The sequence below is a fragment of the Mycobacterium sp. NPDC048908 genome (assembly GCF_043197955.1).
In the GTDB taxonomy this organism is placed as follows: domain Bacteria; phylum Actinomycetota; class Actinomycetes; order Mycobacteriales; family Mycobacteriaceae; genus Mycobacterium.
The window spans coordinates 80,703-95,378 of sequence record NZ_JBICUE010000011.1 but is presented as its reverse complement, the minus strand read 5'-3'; the positions used below and the strand labels follow the sequence as shown (position 1 = coordinate 95,378).

The window sequence follows — 14,676 nt, the reverse complement described above, 5'->3', positions numbered from 1 at the left end:
ACCCTCTTTCGGGGGTAGCGTTGGGCGACTGTGACATAGATCCTATCCGCCATGACGACCAACACCGATCTGTATCGCACCGCACGCGATCAGTTAGTTGACCTAATCGGCGACTACGACAAGGCCGTCGAGGCGTTCGCGTGGCCTCAGCTGTCCGGTACGTTCAACTGGGCGACCGATTGGTTCGATGTGATCGCCCGCGACCCCGGTTCAGCTGATCGGCCCGCTCTGTGGATCTTCGACGAGGGCGGCGACGAGCAGAAGGTCAGCTTCGCCGAGATGGCGGACCGCTCGGACCGCGTCGCGACGTGGTTGGCCGGGCTCGGGGTCGGCAAGGGCGACCGGGTCATCCTGATGCTCGGCAATCAGGTTGAGTTGTGGGAGGCGATGCTCGCCGTCGCAAAGCTCGGCGCGGTGATCATGCCGACCACCGGCGCGCTGGGACCGGCCGACCTCGCGGACCGGATCACCCGCGGCGGCGCCGGCGCCGTGATCGCCAACGCCGCCGACTCCGTGAAGTTCGACGACGTGGCGGGCGATTACACCCGCATCGTTGTCGGTGAGCCCGTCGACGGCTGGCATCGCTACGCCGACGCCTACGCCGTTGCGTCCGCGGGCCCGTTCGATGCGGTTACCACTGTGGATGACTCGATGCTGATCTACTTCACCTCGGGGACGACGAGTAAGCCGAAGCTGGTTGAACATTCGCAAGTCAGCTATTCGGTCGGACATCTGTCGACGATGGCGTGGATCGGTGTCCGGCCGGGCGACGTGCACCTGGCGATCAGCTCGCCGGGCTGGGCCAAACACGCGTGGAGTTGCTTCTTCGCGCCGTGGATCGCCGAGGCGACGATCTTCGTGTACAACTACCGCCGGTTCGACGCCGTCGCGCTGTTGAATCAGCTTCGCCGCGCTCGCGTCAACACGTTCTGTGCGCCACCGACGGTGTGGCGCATGCTGATTCAATCCGATCTGGGCCCGAAGCCGGACGGCTTGCGGGAAATTCTCGGCGCGGGTGAACCGCTCAACCCCGATGTGATCGCGCAGGTGGAACGGGCGTGGGGGCTGACGATCCGCGACGGATTCGGCCAGACCGAGACCACGCTGCAGGTCGGCAACACCCCTGGCCAACCGGTGAAGCCGGGCTCGATGGGTCGGCCGATGCCTGGCGTTCCGGTGGTGCTGATCGACCCGGTCACCGGTGAATTGGCCGACGAAGGCGAGATCTGCCTGGACCTGGGGCGCAATCCGGTGAACCTGATGACCGGCTACCTCGACGATCCGCAGCGCAACGACACCGTGACGGCGGGTGGCTATTACCACACCGGTGACGTCGCCGCCCGCGACGAAGACGGCTACATCACCTACATCGGCCGTACCGACGACGTCTTCAAATCCTCGGATTACAAAGTCTCGCCCTTCGAACTGGAGAGCGTGTTGATCGAACACCCGGCCGTGGTGGAGGCGGCCGTGGTGCCGCAGCCCGACGAGACGCGACTGTGCGTGCCCAAAGCGTATGTGTCGCTGGCCGACGGTTGGGCGCCGAACGCCGAAACCGCCAGGCAGATCATGGAATACGCGCGCGATCACCTGGCGCCCTACCTGAAGGTGCGCCGCGTCGAGTTCTACGAACTGCCCAAGACGATCTCCGGCAAGATCCGCCGCGTCGAATTACGCCGCCGCGAGGAGGCCGGCCAGCCGATCCAGACGGAGTTCCGCTACGAGGATCTGGTGGAATGAAATCCTACGACGCGGGCCCCACCGACAGCCCGATACTCGAGGAGACCATCGGAGCCAACTTCGAGCGCATCGCCTCCACCTATCCAGATGGTGACGCGTTGGTCGATGTCTACCAGGGCTTGCGCTACACCTATGCCGAGTTGAACACCGAAATCAACGTCGTCGCACGGGGTTTGATGGCGATGGGCATCGAGAAGGGGGACCGAGTCGGCATCTGGGCGCCCAATTGTGCACAGTGGACGATCACCCAGTACGCAATGGCGAAGATCGGCGCCATCCTGGTCAACATCAATCCGGCTTACCGGACGCATGAACTCGGCTATGTGCTCAACCAGTCGGGTGCGCGGATGTTGGTCGCTGCGACGTCGTTCAAGACGTCCGACTATGCCGCGATGGTGGCCGAAGTCCGCCCCGAGGCGCCGAAGCTGGCCGATGTGGTGTTCATCGGCGCTCCCAGTTGGGATGCGTTGCGCGCACGCGCCGACGAGGTGACTGCCGACGCGCTGGCGTCGCGGCTGGCCGGATTGTCGAACACCGACCCGATCAACATCCAATACACCTCGGGCACAACGGGTTTCCCGAAGGGTGCGACGCTGTCGCACCGCAACATCCTGAACAACGGTTACTTCACCACCGACTTGATCAAGCTGGGACCGCAGGACCGGCTGTGCATCCCGGTGCCCTTCTACCACTGCTTCGGCATGGTGATGGGCAATCTCGGTTGCACGAGTCACGGCACCACGATGGTGATCCCAGCGCCGGGCTTCGATCCTGGGCTGACGCTGGAGGCCGTCGAGCAGCAGCGCTGTACCGCGCTGTACGGCGTGCCGACGATGTTCATCGCCATGCAGAGCCATCCCGACTTCGCCGAGCGCGACCTGTCGTCGTTGCGCACCGGAATCATGGCGGGCTCGGTGTGCCCGATCGAGGTGATGAAGCACTGCGTCACTGCCATGAACATGTCCGAGGTCGCGATCGCCTACGGCATGACAGAGACGTCGCCGGTCTCGTGTCAGACGCTGATCGACGACGATCTGGAACGGCGGACGTCGTCGATCGGTCGCGCCCATCCGCACGTCGAAATCAAGGTCGTTGACCCGGAGACGGGTGCCGAGGTAGAGCGCGGCCAGCCCGGCGAGTTCTGCACGCGGGGCTACTCGGTGATGCTCGGCTACTGGGATGATCTCGAAAAAACCTCCGAGGCAATTGATTCCGACGGGTGGATGCACACCGGCGACCTGGCGGTGATGCGTGAGGACGGGTACTGCAACATCGTCGGCCGCATCAAGGACATGGTGATCCGCGGCGGCGAGAACGTCTATCCGCGCGAGATCGAGGAGTTCCTCCACAAACATCCCGACGTCGAGGATGCCCAGGTGATCGGGGTGCCCGACGAGAAGTACGGCGAGGAGATCTGCGCATGGATCCGGATGAAGCCGGGTAGGCCTGCGCTCGACGCCGAAGCGGTCAGGGTGTTCGCGACGGGAAAGCTCGCGCACTACAAGATCCCGCGGTACGTGCACATCGTCGGGGAGTTCCCGATGACGGTCACCGGCAAGGTGCGCAAGGTCGAGATGCGCGAAGAGACGGTCAAGCTCCTCGGCCTCTGATTTCGGCCGCCAGCACTGGGCCCCCGCCGAAACTGGGCCCCCGCCGAAACGGTATTCCAGCAGCGAAAGTGCGAGTAGACGCCTGCTGGAATACAGTTTCGTCGGGTTGTCGGTGGGCGAGGCCACTATGCGGCCATGGGGGAGATTTTCATTGGCAGCGAGGCTGTCGCGAACGGTGTCGTCACGCGACACGAACTCCACAGGTGGTATCGACCGCTCTATCCGAACGTGCACCGTGAGCGAGGCCGTGATCCGTCGCTGCTGGACAGAACCGTCGGTGCGTGGCTGTGGTCGAAACGCAACGGGATCATCACCGGCGTCGCCGCCTCAGCGTGGCATGGCGCGGAATGGGTCGACAACGACGTCGCGGTCGAACTGTTGTGGAACTGCACACGACCGCCACCGGGCATCCTTTGCCGCAACGAGCGCATCGCCGAAGATGAGTGGGAAGTTGTTCGGGGCCTTCGCGTGACGACACCGGCCCGCACAGCATTCGACGTCGGCAGATACCTCAAACGCGGCCAGGCCCTCGCGCGTCTCGACGCCCTGATGCGTGCGGCGCCCTTCTCCGTCGAGGACGTCATGTTGCTCACCAAGCGGTACAAGGGTGCGCGGGGTGTCGCGCAGCTCAAGGCGGTGTTGCCGCTCGTCGATGGCGGTGCGGCCTCTCCACCGGAGACACGCTTGCGGTTGCTGTTCATCGACGCCGGTTTGCCGAAGCCCACCACGCAGATCGCCATCTACGACGAGCGCGGTCGGTATGTGCGAACCATCGACATGGGCTGGGAGGATTTGAAAGTGGGCGCCGAGTACGACGGCGACCAACACCGGACCAGCCGAACGCAATACGTCAAGGATTTGCGGGTGTGGCCGAAGCTGACGAGCCTGGGCTGGCACGTCGTGCGGGCCATCAGGGAAGACTGCGACGCCGACCTCGTCAGGCAGGCCCGGGATGCAATGGTGTCCCGCGGTTGGCGCCCGACTTGACCGCCGAAACTGTATTCCAGCAGGAAAAGAACGAGTAGCGGCCCGCGGGAATACAGTTTCGGCAGAGCGACAGGATGAGTTTCGGCTGTTCGATGTGTCTATAGGTATATGAGGAGTGAGATGCTCACCGCGACGTCCGCCACTGTGGGGCGGCGCGCGTGCGCGGTGCTCGCACTGGGGTCGGCGGCTCTGCACGCGGCGATGCTCGGCCACGCGTCCAACGCACTGACCGCGGGCCTGCTGGCCGCGATGATCATCGCCTGCGGGTATTGCGCCCGCGACCTGTGGATGCGTGGATCGATCCACGCGTGGTGCGTGGTCGGGCTGATGAACATCGCGATGATCGCGGTCCATCTGCCGATGCCCGCCCACCATCACGGCATGCAGATGGCGGGGATGGCTCAGCAGACGACGCTGATGGGACTGGCGACCACGATCGCTGCAATCGAGGCTTCCGTCGCGATGGCAGTGCTCTACTACCGCACCCGCAGGAACGCCGAACTGATCAGCGGTACACCAGCCCACTGAGCCGCGCCGCCACCGCGCGTTGCACCGCGGGTACCCGGCCGACGACGCTGATCGCGGTGTTGCGAACCGGCCGCAGCGCACGCGGCAGCGTCGCCAATCGCGTTAGCCTGTCTGTCATTTCGACGACCTGCCTGGCGATCGGCCGTCGGGCGGCACTGTACTCGTCGAGCAGGTCCTCCGATGCGCCGCCGAGCACCGCAGCAAGCGCGTCGGCCAACGCGATGCCATCCTGAATGCCCAGGTTCATGCCCTGTCCGCCCGCCGGGCTGTGCACGTGGGCGGCGTCGCCTGCCAGCAGCAGACGGCCCGCCCGGTAGGTGTCGGCGACCCGATGGTGAATGCGGAACCGGGAACCCCAGATGACTTCGGTGACTGCCATCTGTCCCACGCCGAGTCCCCGCTCGTCGAGCAACTGTTGGACGAATGCCGCCGACGGCACTTCCGGCGCATCCGCGACCGGCGCGACGATGCGGAAGACGTCGCCGGGCAGCGGCGCCACCACGGTCAACCCTGACGTGGCCCAGAACAGGATGACTTCGTCGGTGGGTGCCTCGCCGCGCAACCTGACGTCGGCCAGTGTGAACGACTCCTGATATTCGCCGCCGCGAAAGCCGATGCCCGCCTGTTCGCGCACGGTGCTGTGAACGCCGTCGGCGCCGACCACGTAGCGCGCCCGGATCACGTCCCCGTCGTCGAACGTCGCGGTCACCCCGTCGGCGTCCTGTGTCACCGCGGTCAACGTCCTCGGTCGGATCACCGAGCCGCCGAGTTCGGTCAGCCGGTCGAGCAGTAACCGCTCGGTGGTCGCCTGCGGCACCATCAGCGAGTACGGGTAATCGGTCGGCAGCACCGAGAAGTCGACGGGAATCAGGATCCGTTTGCCGTCGCGGATGGTGAACCGCGGCGCCTGAATGCCTTCCTTGACCAGCCGTCGGGCCACGTCAATGCCCTCGAGCACCTCGAGCGTGCGGGCGTTCACCACGGCCGCGCGTGACGTGTTGGCACCCGCGGCCTCGGAGTCCACCACGGTGGTCGCAATGCCCTTGTTGACCAGCGACGTTGCCAATGTGAGCCCGCTCGGGCCCGCTCCGACGACAAGTACATCGGTGTCGTACATTTCGGCCTCCTTCATGCCAATGCCAACGCTTGTTGGCATAACTATGCGCGCGCCGGCGGACAATGTCAACACTTGTTGGCCTACAATCGTTGGCATGCGCAGGTCGTCAGCGGAGACCAAGGAAGTGATCCTGGCCGCGGCCAGGCAGCGGTTCGCCGAGTCGGGATACGAACGGGCCACCATCCGGGCCATCGCCGCCGACGCGAACATCGATCCGTCGATGGTGATGCGCTACTTCGGCAACAAGGACCAATTGTTCGCCGAGGCAGCCGACTTCGACCTTGCGCTGCCGGACTTCGCCGCCGCCGAACCGGATCAGGTGGGCGCGCAGTTGATCACGTACTTCATGAATCGCTGGGAACGTGACGAGGCCTTGGTCGTGCTGCTCAGATCGAGCACCACGAATGCCGAAGCGGCGCAACGAATGCAGGAGATCTTCGCGGGGCAGCTGCTGCCCGTGATCGCCAAGATCACCGCCACTGACGCGCCGCGTCGCGCCGGCCTGATCGCGACACAGGTGCTCGGGCTGGCGCTGTGCCGTTACGTGCTCCAGTTGCCGCCGGTGGTGGCGATGTCACACGACGAGGTGGTCGCGTGGCTGGGCCCGACCGTTCAGCGCTATCTGACCGGCCCGCAATAATTGGCGGTGATGTGGTCCCCGACTCTCGTCCTGATCGCCATCACCACCCTCGCCAGTTGTGTCGCGCTCGGCGGAGGCCTGTACGAGGTTCTGGTTGTGGACCCGGCGTGGCCCAAGCGGCCCGGCATCATCCAGCCCCGCAACGGCGGCGTCTTTCGCGCCAGATTCTGGTTGCCTGCGCACACCGTCTTCGAGGTGCTGCTGATCATTGCGCTGGTGGCGGCCTGGCATGACGCCGACGCGCGGATGGCGCTGCTGGTGGCGCTGATCAGCCACGCCGTCATCCGGGTGTGGTCGCTGGCGTATTTCGTGCCAAAGGCGCTGGCGTTCGAGAAGGCGGACCCGGCGACCGTCGACGAGGTGTCCGCGGTCCTCTGGACCCGCCGCAGCATGCTGCGCCTGCCGTTCGACGTCATCACCTCCGTCGCGATGCTTGCGGCGCTGGCGGGGTATAGCTGAGCCATGACCATCTCGATCGACGACGTGCGCCGCCTGTTACAAGCCGGCGAACCCGACTCCGTGCTGGTGTTGGTGGAGGGGCGGACGGAGGTGATCCCGGCCGGGCGGCTCGCGTCGGAGCAGTACTACGGCGCGCTCGAGGTCGTCTCGCGCGACGACCTGGTGAAGCGGTTGGGCGACGCGCCGTCGGATCACGACATCGCGGAGCAGGCCGCACAACTCGACGCTGCCGTCTCCGAACTCGGCGGCTAGAACCGCTAAGCCTCGATTTCGCCCGCGACCTTTTGCTCGATGCTCGCCCGGGTCGTCGCGGGCAGCACGATCAGCCCGTCGAGTTCCTTTTGCGCCCTCGAATAAGCGTTCTGCCGCTCCTGCGGTGTCGCGCCTGCGTCGGACGCCAGCCGCAGCAGGTGTTGCCCGCGGGCCAGCCGTTCCTGCGCCTCGGCGGAGAAATCGCTGCGCCGCCGCCGGATCGCCTCCGATTCCGCGACATCGAACGCGGACACGTATTCGGCCACGGCGTCGCGGTACTCGAGTTGCGCGGCCCGGTCGCCGAGGATGTCCTCGACCCGGTCGGGCCGCAGCAGATCAGCCCGACTCTTGGCCCTGTGGAAGCCGATGGTCAGCGGGTCCCGCATTTCGGTCATCAGCGGGAAGTCCAACAGCTTTGCGATGTCCAACTCGTAATCGAGCCAGCGGGCGTCGGTGTGGTCGTGGCGCTCGAGCACCTTGGCCATCTCTCGCCGGTAGCCGGCTTCGTTGGTTCGTGCGCGCCTAGAGGCCTCGGCGAGCGCGACCTTGGTCTGCTGCTTGATGCGATACCGCTCGAGGCGGCGCTGTGCGCGCCGCTCGTTGGCCACCGCGACCGCCCGCACAGCGCCGCCGATCGCGCCCATGAACGGAAAGACGAGCCACCAGAAGTGGCCCGCGAACTCGAACAGTGGTGCCACAAGGCCAGCATGCCATCAGTCGGCACAGGTGGCGGAGATCGCCTGCGCGATGACATCGGCGACCGCCGCCGGGTCACTGAGCATCCGCAGATGGTCCCAGTCCCTGCGGGCCACCCACCAGCCGAGCCTTTCGGCTTTGTCGGCAGCGGCGTCGAACGGCGCGCCGAGGCGGATGAACGCGCACGCGACGGAATCGGTGAATCGCGCCTGCGGTGCAGGTTCGTCGAAGTACGCCACCGGCAGCCGCGGGTTCTCGGCGATCATGCGGTCGCGTCGCACCGTGTCCGGCACCAGTTGGGCCAGCACCCCGTCGGGAAACCAGTCGTGATACGGCGGCAGCACACCGTCGGTTGCGAGGCCGCGTAATTGCGTCTCCATACCCGGTGGTGCGGTGTCGAACCAGGTGCGGCCCGGTTGCGGCAGCATGGCGTCGACGAACACCGCGCCTCGCGTGCGGGCACCGACGGCCTCGGCGACCGCAGGCAGCAGGGCACCCGCTGCGCTGTGCCCGACCACCACCACGGTGTCCGCGATGCCGTCGACTGCGACCGCCGCGGCCGTGGCGCACTTCGGGTAGTAGGGGCCGCCGCTGGACGCCACTTCCGTCAGGTCAGCAACGACACCACGAAAGCCGTTGTCCTGCAATTCTTTCGCGGTATAACGCCACGTTGACGGTCCCGCCACCGGGCTGTGCACGAACAGCAGCGTCGGGCTCACAGCCCGATCCGCCGGTATCGCGCCAGTCGCGCATCCAGTCGAACATCGGCCGGAACCGAACGCAGGGTGTGCAATTCGTTGGCGATCGTCGCCGACAGTCTGCGGGTGAACTCCATCGGCTCGTCCGCGGCGTCGGGGTGTTCTGAAACGATGGTGTCGACGATTCCGTTGCGCAACAAGTCCATTGATCGAATGCCCTGCGCCGCAGCCAATTCCGGGGCATGCGCCACGTCGCGGTATACGATCGCACTCGCCCCCTCCGGTGGTAGCGGCGCCAGCCAGCCGTGCAGTGCGGCAAGGACCCGGTCCGCAGGCACCATCGCCAGCGCGGGCCCGCCGCTGCCCTGGCCGAGCAGCACCGAAACCGTCGGGGTGTCCAGCGTGACGAGTTCGGCCACGCAGCGGGCGATCTCACCGGCCAGCCCACCCTGTTCGGCTTCGGTGGACAACGCGGGCCCCGCCGTGTCGATCACCAGCACCAGAGGCAGCTGCAACCCCGCCGCCAGCGCCATGCCGCGCCTGGCTTCCCGCAATGCCGCCGGGCCGACAAGGCCGCCGACCACCCGCTGCTGCCCCAACACGACTGCGGGCTGACCACCGAACCGGGCCAGCGCCAGCATCATCGTGGCGGCCTCGCCGCGTTCGGTGCCCGACAGCAGTAGGCGTTCAGTTGTGCCGTGCCGCAACAAGTATCCGACGCCGGGGCGGTCCGGGCGCCGCGACGCCTCGACCGACGTCCACGCAGGGATGTCGGGGATCCCGTCAGTCGCAGGCATCGGCGGCGGTGGGCCTGCCGGGTCGGCGACCACCTTCAGTGTGCGGTCCAGCGTCGACCGCAACGCCTCCAGCGGCACCACACCGTCGATGACACCGTGCCGGTGCAGGTTCTCCGCGGTCTGGACACCGGACGGAAACGGTTCGCCGTACAGGTGTTCGTACACTCGCGGGCCAAGGAACCCGACGAGCGCACCGGGTTCAGCCGCCGTGACGTGACCGAGCGATCCCCACGACGCGAACACCCCACCCGTTGTCGGGTGGCGCAGGTACACGAGATAGGGCAGGTGTTGCTGCTTGTGCAGTTCGACCGCGGCGGCGATCTTGACCATCTGCAGGAACGCGACGGTGCCCTCTTGCATCCGGGTGCCCCCAGAACTCGGCGATGCCAAGAGCGGCAACCGCTCGGCCGTCGCCCGCTGCACGGCGGTGATGATGCGCTCGGCGGCGGCCACCCCGATCGAGCCGGCCAGGAAGTCGAACTCGCAAGCCACCAATGCGACGCGACGGCCGAACACGGTGCCCTCGCCGGTCACCACGGCCTCATCGAGTCCCGTTCGTGCCGACGCGTCGGCAAGCTCGCGGCGGTATTCGTCGCTGCCGGCGACGGCCACGGGCGGGGTGTCCCAGCTGTGGAAGGAACCCTGGTCCAGCACGGCGTCGCGCAGGTCAAGGGCACCGATGCGGCTCACAGCACGAGGCTAATAGGCTGCACCCATGATTGGTGTGACCCGTGACGGCCACGTACTGACCCTTCAGATGCAGCGGGCCGAACGGCGCAACGCGCTGAACGGTGAGCTCGTCGACAGCCTCCGCGAGGCGATCGAGAAGGCCGCGACCGAAGACGTCCGCGCCATCGTGTTGACCGGTCAAGGCCACGTGTTCAGTTCGGGTGCGGACCTGTCCGACGCACAGGGGGTGGCCGACGAGTTGCCCGACAAGGCCAAGGCGCTCAACCTCGCCATCGACGCGGCCCCGGTGCCGGTGATCGGTGCGATCAATGGACCCGCGATCGGCGCAGGCGTGATCCTCGCGATGATCTGTGATCTGCGTGTCGTCGTGCCCGAGGCCTACTTCCAGTTCCCGGTCGCGAAATACGGCCTGGCGCTGGACAACTGGAGCATCCGGCGATTGACGTCGCTGGTGGGCGCCGGCCGGGCAAGGGGCATGTTGATGGCGGCGGAGCGGCTCACCGCGGACGTCGCGCTTCAGACCGGGATGGCCAACCGGATCGGGACGCTTGCCGACGCGCAGGAATGGGCGACGGAGATCGCCGGATACGCGCCGCTGGCCCTGCAGCACGCGAAGCGGGTGCTCAACGACGACGGCGCCTACGAGGACCCGTGGCCCGAGCATCAGACCCTGTTCGACAAGGCGTGGGCGTCGCAAGACGTGATCGAGGCTCAGGTGGCCCGCATCGAGAAGCGGCCACCGAGGTTCCAGGGGGCCTGATGGTGGTGCGCGCCGCCCTGCGCTTCGGCTTCGGCACGGCATCGCTGCTGGCCGGAAGTTGGGTGTTGCGCGCGCTGCACGGCGCTCCCGCCGCGCTGGGTGCCACGCCCGCCGAGATCGCGGAGGTCGCGCGACGCTCGCCGAACTTCCGCGACGGCGCCTTCACCAACGTCGACCCGGCGTCCGGCATCAGCCTCGACCGCGAAGAACAGCGACGCATCATCTGGGAGTTGATCGGGGCGCGGGGTAGGTCTCGGCCGCCGGGCGACATCCCGATGGTCGAGCCCGCGGCAGGCCACCCCGGCTCTTTGCCTCTCTCGGTGTGCTGGTTCGGCCACTCGTCGGCGCTCATCGAGGTCGACGGCTACCGCGTACTGGCCGATCCGATCTGGAGTCGCCGCTGTTCGCCGTCGCAAACGGTGGGTCCCGAGCGCTTGCACGAGGTCCCGGCGCCGCTCGAGGCGCTGGCGGCCGTCGACGCCGTCATCATCAGCCACGACCACTACGACCACCTCGACATGGAGACGATCCTGGGGTTGGCCCGCACCCAGCGGGCGCCCTTCGTGGTGCCGCTCGGGGTCGGCGCACATCTGCGCAAGTGGGGGATTCCCGAGAGCCGCATCGTCGAACTCGACTGGAACGAGAGCCACACGATCGCCGATCTGACACTGGTGTGCACGCCGGCCCGGCACTTCTCGGGACGACTGTTCAGCCGCGACACCACGCTCTGGGCGTCGTGGGTGCTCGCAGGCCCGCAGCACCGTGCGTTTTTCGGCGGCGACACCGGCTACACCAAGAGCTTCGCCGAAATCGGGAACGACCATGGCCCTTTCCACCTGACGCTGCTGCCGATCGGTGCATATCACCCGGCGTGGCCCGACATCCACATGAACCCGGAAGAAGCCGTGCGCGCCCATCTCGACGTCGCCGAGGCCGACTCCGGACTACTCGTGCCCATTCACTGGGCGACGTTCCGGCTCGCGCCGCACCCGTGGGCGGAGCCGGTCGAGCGTCTGTTGCGGGCCGCCGACCCCGCGGGCGTGCAGGTGGTGGTGCCCAAGCCCGGGCAACGTGTCGATCCCGACACGTCTTCGGTCGAACCGTGGTGGCAGGTCTAGACCCGGTGCGCGTAACGCAGAAAGGGAGCAGGAATGGATCGCTCAGTTGGAACTTCAGGATGGCCCTCGCTGCGAGTCGACGACTGGACGCCAACGCACGACACGCTGCACATGTGGACGCAGATCGTCGGTAAGGTCCGGTTGGCACATATGCCGCTGATCAATCATTGGTGGCAGGTGACGTTGTACGTCAGTCCCCGCGGGCTGACCACAGGCGCTATCCCGTACGGCAATGCGGTATTCGACATCGAGTTCGACTTCGTCGCCCATTCTCTTGAGATCCGTCACAGCGACGGAAGCACGCGTTCGGTGCCGCTGCAAGCCAAGCCGGTGGCCGAGTTCTACCAGGAAACCCTTTCCGCGCTGGACAGTCTGGGTATCTCGACGCGAATCGCCGCGCGACCCAACGAGGTGAGCGACGCCATCGCGTTCGCTGAGGATTACCAGCACGTCGATTACGACGCCGAGGCCGCACACACCTTCTGGCGGCAGCTCATACAGGCCGACCGCGTCATTGGCGAATTCCGCGCGTCATTCGTTGGCAAGGTGAGCCCTGTCCATTTCTTCTGGGGCTCTTTCGATTTGGCATGTACCCGGTTTTCGGGCAGGCCCGCGCCCAAGCACGCCGGCGGGGTGCCCAACTGTCCCGACTGGGTGATGGTGGAGGGCTATTCCCGTGAACTGAGCAGTTGCGGCTTCTGGCCGGGCGGCGGCGAGGAGGGCGCGTTCTACGCCTATGCCTATCCCGAACCCGACGGCTTCGGCGGCTATCCGGTGCAGCCCGATGCCGCGTTCTACAGCGATGAGTACCAACAATTTCTTTTGCCGTATGAGGCGGTGCGTACTTCGTCTGACCCGGACAAGACGCTGCTGCGGTTTCTGCACAGCACGTATGAGGCTGCTGCCGAACTCGGCGGCTGGGACCGCGCAGCACTCGAGGACGACCCACAGCGCCTGCGACGTGACTCATGACGGACGAACCGGTCCTGGTGCTCGGCGCCACTGGTGGGCAAGGCGGCGCAGTGACCGCTGCGCTGACCGAGCGCGGCGCACGCGTACGTGCGATGGTGCGCAGGCCCGAGGGGCCGTCCGCGCGGCGACTACAAGACGTTGGTGTCGACGTCGTCGCAGGCTCACTCGATGACAGTGCGGCACTGAGTGCGGCGATGCGCGGTGTTGCCGCGGTGTTCGCGCTGACCACGCCCTTTGAAGCAGGAGTCGATGCCGAGGTGGCACAGGGCCGGACAATCCTTGCCGCAGCGGTGGATTCGCAGATCCCCCACATGGTGTTCAGCTCCGTCGCAAGCGCCGACCAACACAGCGGGGTGCCGCACTTTGACAGCAAGGCGATCATCGAAAACGAGTTGATTGCCACAGGATTGCCATACACGGTTACTGCGCCCACCTACTTCTTCGACAATGCCCTCGGTGGACTCGACCAGCTCTCGGCGGGGATCCTCGAACTGCCTCTCCCGCCCGACGATCCGCTGCAACAGCTGGATCGCGCCGATCTGGGGAACTTCGTCGCAAAGGTCCTTCTCGACCCCGAGCGCTACGTCGGACAGCGCATCGAGCTGGCAGGAGATGCCGTGACTCCGCGCCAGATGGCCGCCGTGTTCAGCGAGGTGTTGGGCCGACCCGTCCGGCATCGTCAGACGCCGCTTGACTCGATCGGCAATCCCGACATGCACGCCATGTGGCGGTTCCTCAACGGACCCGGATACCGAGTCGATATCGAGGCGCTACGCATGGCGAACCCCGACATTGCCTGGACATCGTTTGCCGAGTGGGCCCGGCGCACCTTCGAAACCCCGAGGGGGACAACATCATGACGCCCTTGTCCGGCAAGCGTGCACTGGTGACCGGCGGCTCACGCGGAATCGGTGCCGCGATCGTTGAGCGGCTGCTCGCGGACGGCGCCGAGGTGGCGTTCACCTACGCGTCGTCGGCCGGGCCCGCGGGTTCGGCGCTGGCGATCAAAGCCGACAGCGCAGACGCGCAGCAGGTGACCGCGGCGGTCGATCAGACGGTGGAGCACCTTGGCGGGCTGGACATCCTGGTCAACAACGCCGGGATGACCACGTCGGCCGCGCTCGAATCCGTGTCCATGGAGCAGTTCGATCGGATGGTCGCGATCAATGTTCGTGCGGTGTTCGCGGCTGTCCAGCGAGCGGTACCTCATCTGGGGACCGGCGGCCGCATCATCACGATCGGCAGCATCTTCGCCGACCACGTGCCGCGCCCCGGCAGCGCCGTGTACGCGATGTCGAAGGCCGCGGTCGCTGGATTGACACGCGGACTGGCAAGAGAACTGGGGCCACGTGGCATCACCGTCAATGTCGTTCAGCCAGGTCCTACCGCCACCGACGCCAATCCGGATTCGGGCGAATTCGCCGACGAGATGCGACAACGTACCGCACTCGGGCACTACGGCCGCCCAGAGGACATCGCCAGCGCGGTGGCATACCTCGCCAGCCCGGACGCCGGCTTCATCACCGGAATCAGCTGGAATGTCGACGGCGGATTCGCCGCGTGAGGCACATGTGCACAACAACTGCACACCCGACGGGCTAACGTTCACGGC

General features: G+C 66.4%; 16 protein-coding genes. 12 read left to right on the top strand and 4 right to left on the bottom strand.

Translation table 11 applies throughout. The annotated features are described in order from the left end of the window. The first annotated feature begins 51 nt into the window (after positions 1-51). The 4 genes from ACGFK1_RS24635 (at position 52) to ACGFK1_RS24620 (ending at position 4,865) form a co-directional block, all read left to right on the top strand. Entirely contained in the window at positions 52-1,740 is a 1,689-nt protein-coding gene (locus ACGFK1_RS24635; protein WP_393435534.1) for an AMP-binding protein, read from the top strand. Beyond that, entirely contained in the window at positions 1,737-3,350 is a 1,614-nt protein-coding gene (locus ACGFK1_RS24630; RefSeq protein ID WP_393435531.1) for an AMP-binding protein, read from the top strand. The genes ACGFK1_RS24635 and ACGFK1_RS24630 overlap by 4 nt, the downstream gene beginning before the upstream one ends. Positions 3,351-3,485: 135 nt before the next feature. After that, complete coding sequence (locus ACGFK1_RS24625) at positions 3,486-4,337, top strand: hypothetical protein (RefSeq protein WP_393435529.1); 852 nt, start codon at positions 3,486-3,488, stop codon at positions 4,335-4,337. Positions 4,338-4,457: 120 nt separating this feature from the next. Beyond that, positions 4,458-4,865, top strand: a complete 408-nt coding sequence (locus tag ACGFK1_RS24620; RefSeq protein ID WP_393435526.1) for a hypothetical protein — start codon at positions 4,458-4,460, stop codon at positions 4,863-4,865. Here the strand turns inward: ACGFK1_RS24620 and ACGFK1_RS24615 are convergent. Continuing rightward, positions 4,843-5,982, bottom strand: a complete 1,140-nt coding sequence (locus ACGFK1_RS24615) for an FAD-dependent monooxygenase (protein ID WP_393435523.1) — start codon at positions 5,980-5,982, stop codon at positions 4,843-4,845. The genes ACGFK1_RS24620 and ACGFK1_RS24615 overlap by 23 nt on opposite strands. A gap of 94 nt (positions 5,983-6,076) precedes the next feature. Between ACGFK1_RS24615 and ACGFK1_RS24610 the strand changes: the two genes are divergently transcribed. From ACGFK1_RS24610 to ACGFK1_RS24600, 3 genes are read left to right on the top strand one after another with little or no spacing between them, the layout of a single operon-like run. Continuing rightward, entirely contained in the window at positions 6,077-6,622 is a 546-nt protein-coding gene (locus ACGFK1_RS24610) for a TetR family transcriptional regulator (protein ID WP_393435520.1), read from the top strand. A gap of 9 nt (positions 6,623-6,631) precedes the next feature. Next, positions 6,632-7,081 carry a hypothetical protein gene (locus ACGFK1_RS24605; protein WP_393435517.1) on the top strand — a complete coding sequence of 150 codons (450 nt, stop codon included), beginning with the start codon at positions 6,632-6,634 and terminating at the stop codon, positions 7,079-7,081. A gap of 3 nt (positions 7,082-7,084) precedes the next feature. Beyond that, positions 7,085-7,333 (top strand): hypothetical protein, encoded by a 249-nt coding sequence (locus ACGFK1_RS24600; RefSeq protein ID WP_393435514.1) that lies wholly within the window; start codon positions 7,085-7,087, stop codon positions 7,331-7,333. Positions 7,334-7,338: 5 nt separating this feature from the next. On the opposite strand, the gene ACGFK1_RS24595 is transcribed toward ACGFK1_RS24600, so the two are convergent. From ACGFK1_RS24595 to ACGFK1_RS24585, 3 genes are read right to left on the bottom strand one after another with little or no spacing between them, the layout of a single operon-like run. After that, a complete protein-coding gene (locus tag ACGFK1_RS24595) occupies positions 7,339-8,031 on the bottom strand; it encodes a hypothetical protein (RefSeq protein ID WP_393435511.1) in 693 nt (230 codons plus the stop codon). A gap of 15 nt (positions 8,032-8,046) precedes the next feature. Next, on the bottom strand, positions 8,047-8,748 hold the full coding sequence (locus tag ACGFK1_RS24590; protein ID WP_393435509.1) for an alpha/beta fold hydrolase: 702 nt from the start codon (positions 8,746-8,748) through the stop codon (positions 8,047-8,049). Continuing rightward, the gene (locus ACGFK1_RS24585) at positions 8,745-10,214 is read right to left on the bottom strand and encodes a carboxyl transferase domain-containing protein (RefSeq protein ID WP_393435506.1); all 1,470 of its coding nucleotides are present in this window, start codon (positions 10,212-10,214) and stop codon (positions 8,745-8,747) included. The genes ACGFK1_RS24590 and ACGFK1_RS24585 overlap by 4 nt, the downstream gene beginning before the upstream one ends. 25 nt (positions 10,215-10,239) lie before the next feature. Here ACGFK1_RS24585 and ACGFK1_RS24580 point away from each other — a divergent pair, with 25 nt between their 5' ends. The 5 genes from ACGFK1_RS24580 to ACGFK1_RS24560 are packed head-to-tail and all read left to right on the top strand — an operon-like array spanning position 10,240 to position 14,628. After that, complete coding sequence (locus ACGFK1_RS24580; protein WP_393435504.1) at positions 10,240-10,974, top strand: enoyl-CoA hydratase; 735 nt, start codon at positions 10,240-10,242, stop codon at positions 10,972-10,974. A gap of 2 nt (positions 10,975-10,976) precedes the next feature. Then, positions 10,977-12,092, top strand: a complete 1,116-nt coding sequence (locus ACGFK1_RS24575) for an MBL fold metallo-hydrolase (RefSeq protein WP_393435794.1) — start codon at positions 10,977-10,979, stop codon at positions 12,090-12,092. 33 nt (positions 12,093-12,125) lie between these two features. Next, the gene (locus tag ACGFK1_RS24570; RefSeq protein WP_393435501.1) at positions 12,126-13,064 is read left to right on the top strand and encodes a DUF5996 family protein; all 939 of its coding nucleotides are present in this window, start codon (positions 12,126-12,128) and stop codon (positions 13,062-13,064) included. Continuing rightward, entirely contained in the window at positions 13,061-13,924 is an 864-nt protein-coding gene (locus ACGFK1_RS24565; RefSeq protein ID WP_393435499.1) for an NmrA/HSCARG family protein, read from the top strand. Before ACGFK1_RS24570 ends, ACGFK1_RS24565 begins: the two co-directional genes overlap by 4 nt. Continuing rightward, a complete protein-coding gene (locus tag ACGFK1_RS24560) occupies positions 13,921-14,628 on the top strand; it encodes a 3-oxoacyl-ACP reductase family protein (RefSeq protein ID WP_393435496.1) in 708 nt (235 codons plus the stop codon). The genes ACGFK1_RS24565 and ACGFK1_RS24560 overlap by 4 nt, the downstream gene beginning before the upstream one ends. Positions 14,629-14,676: the final 48 nt, after the last annotated feature.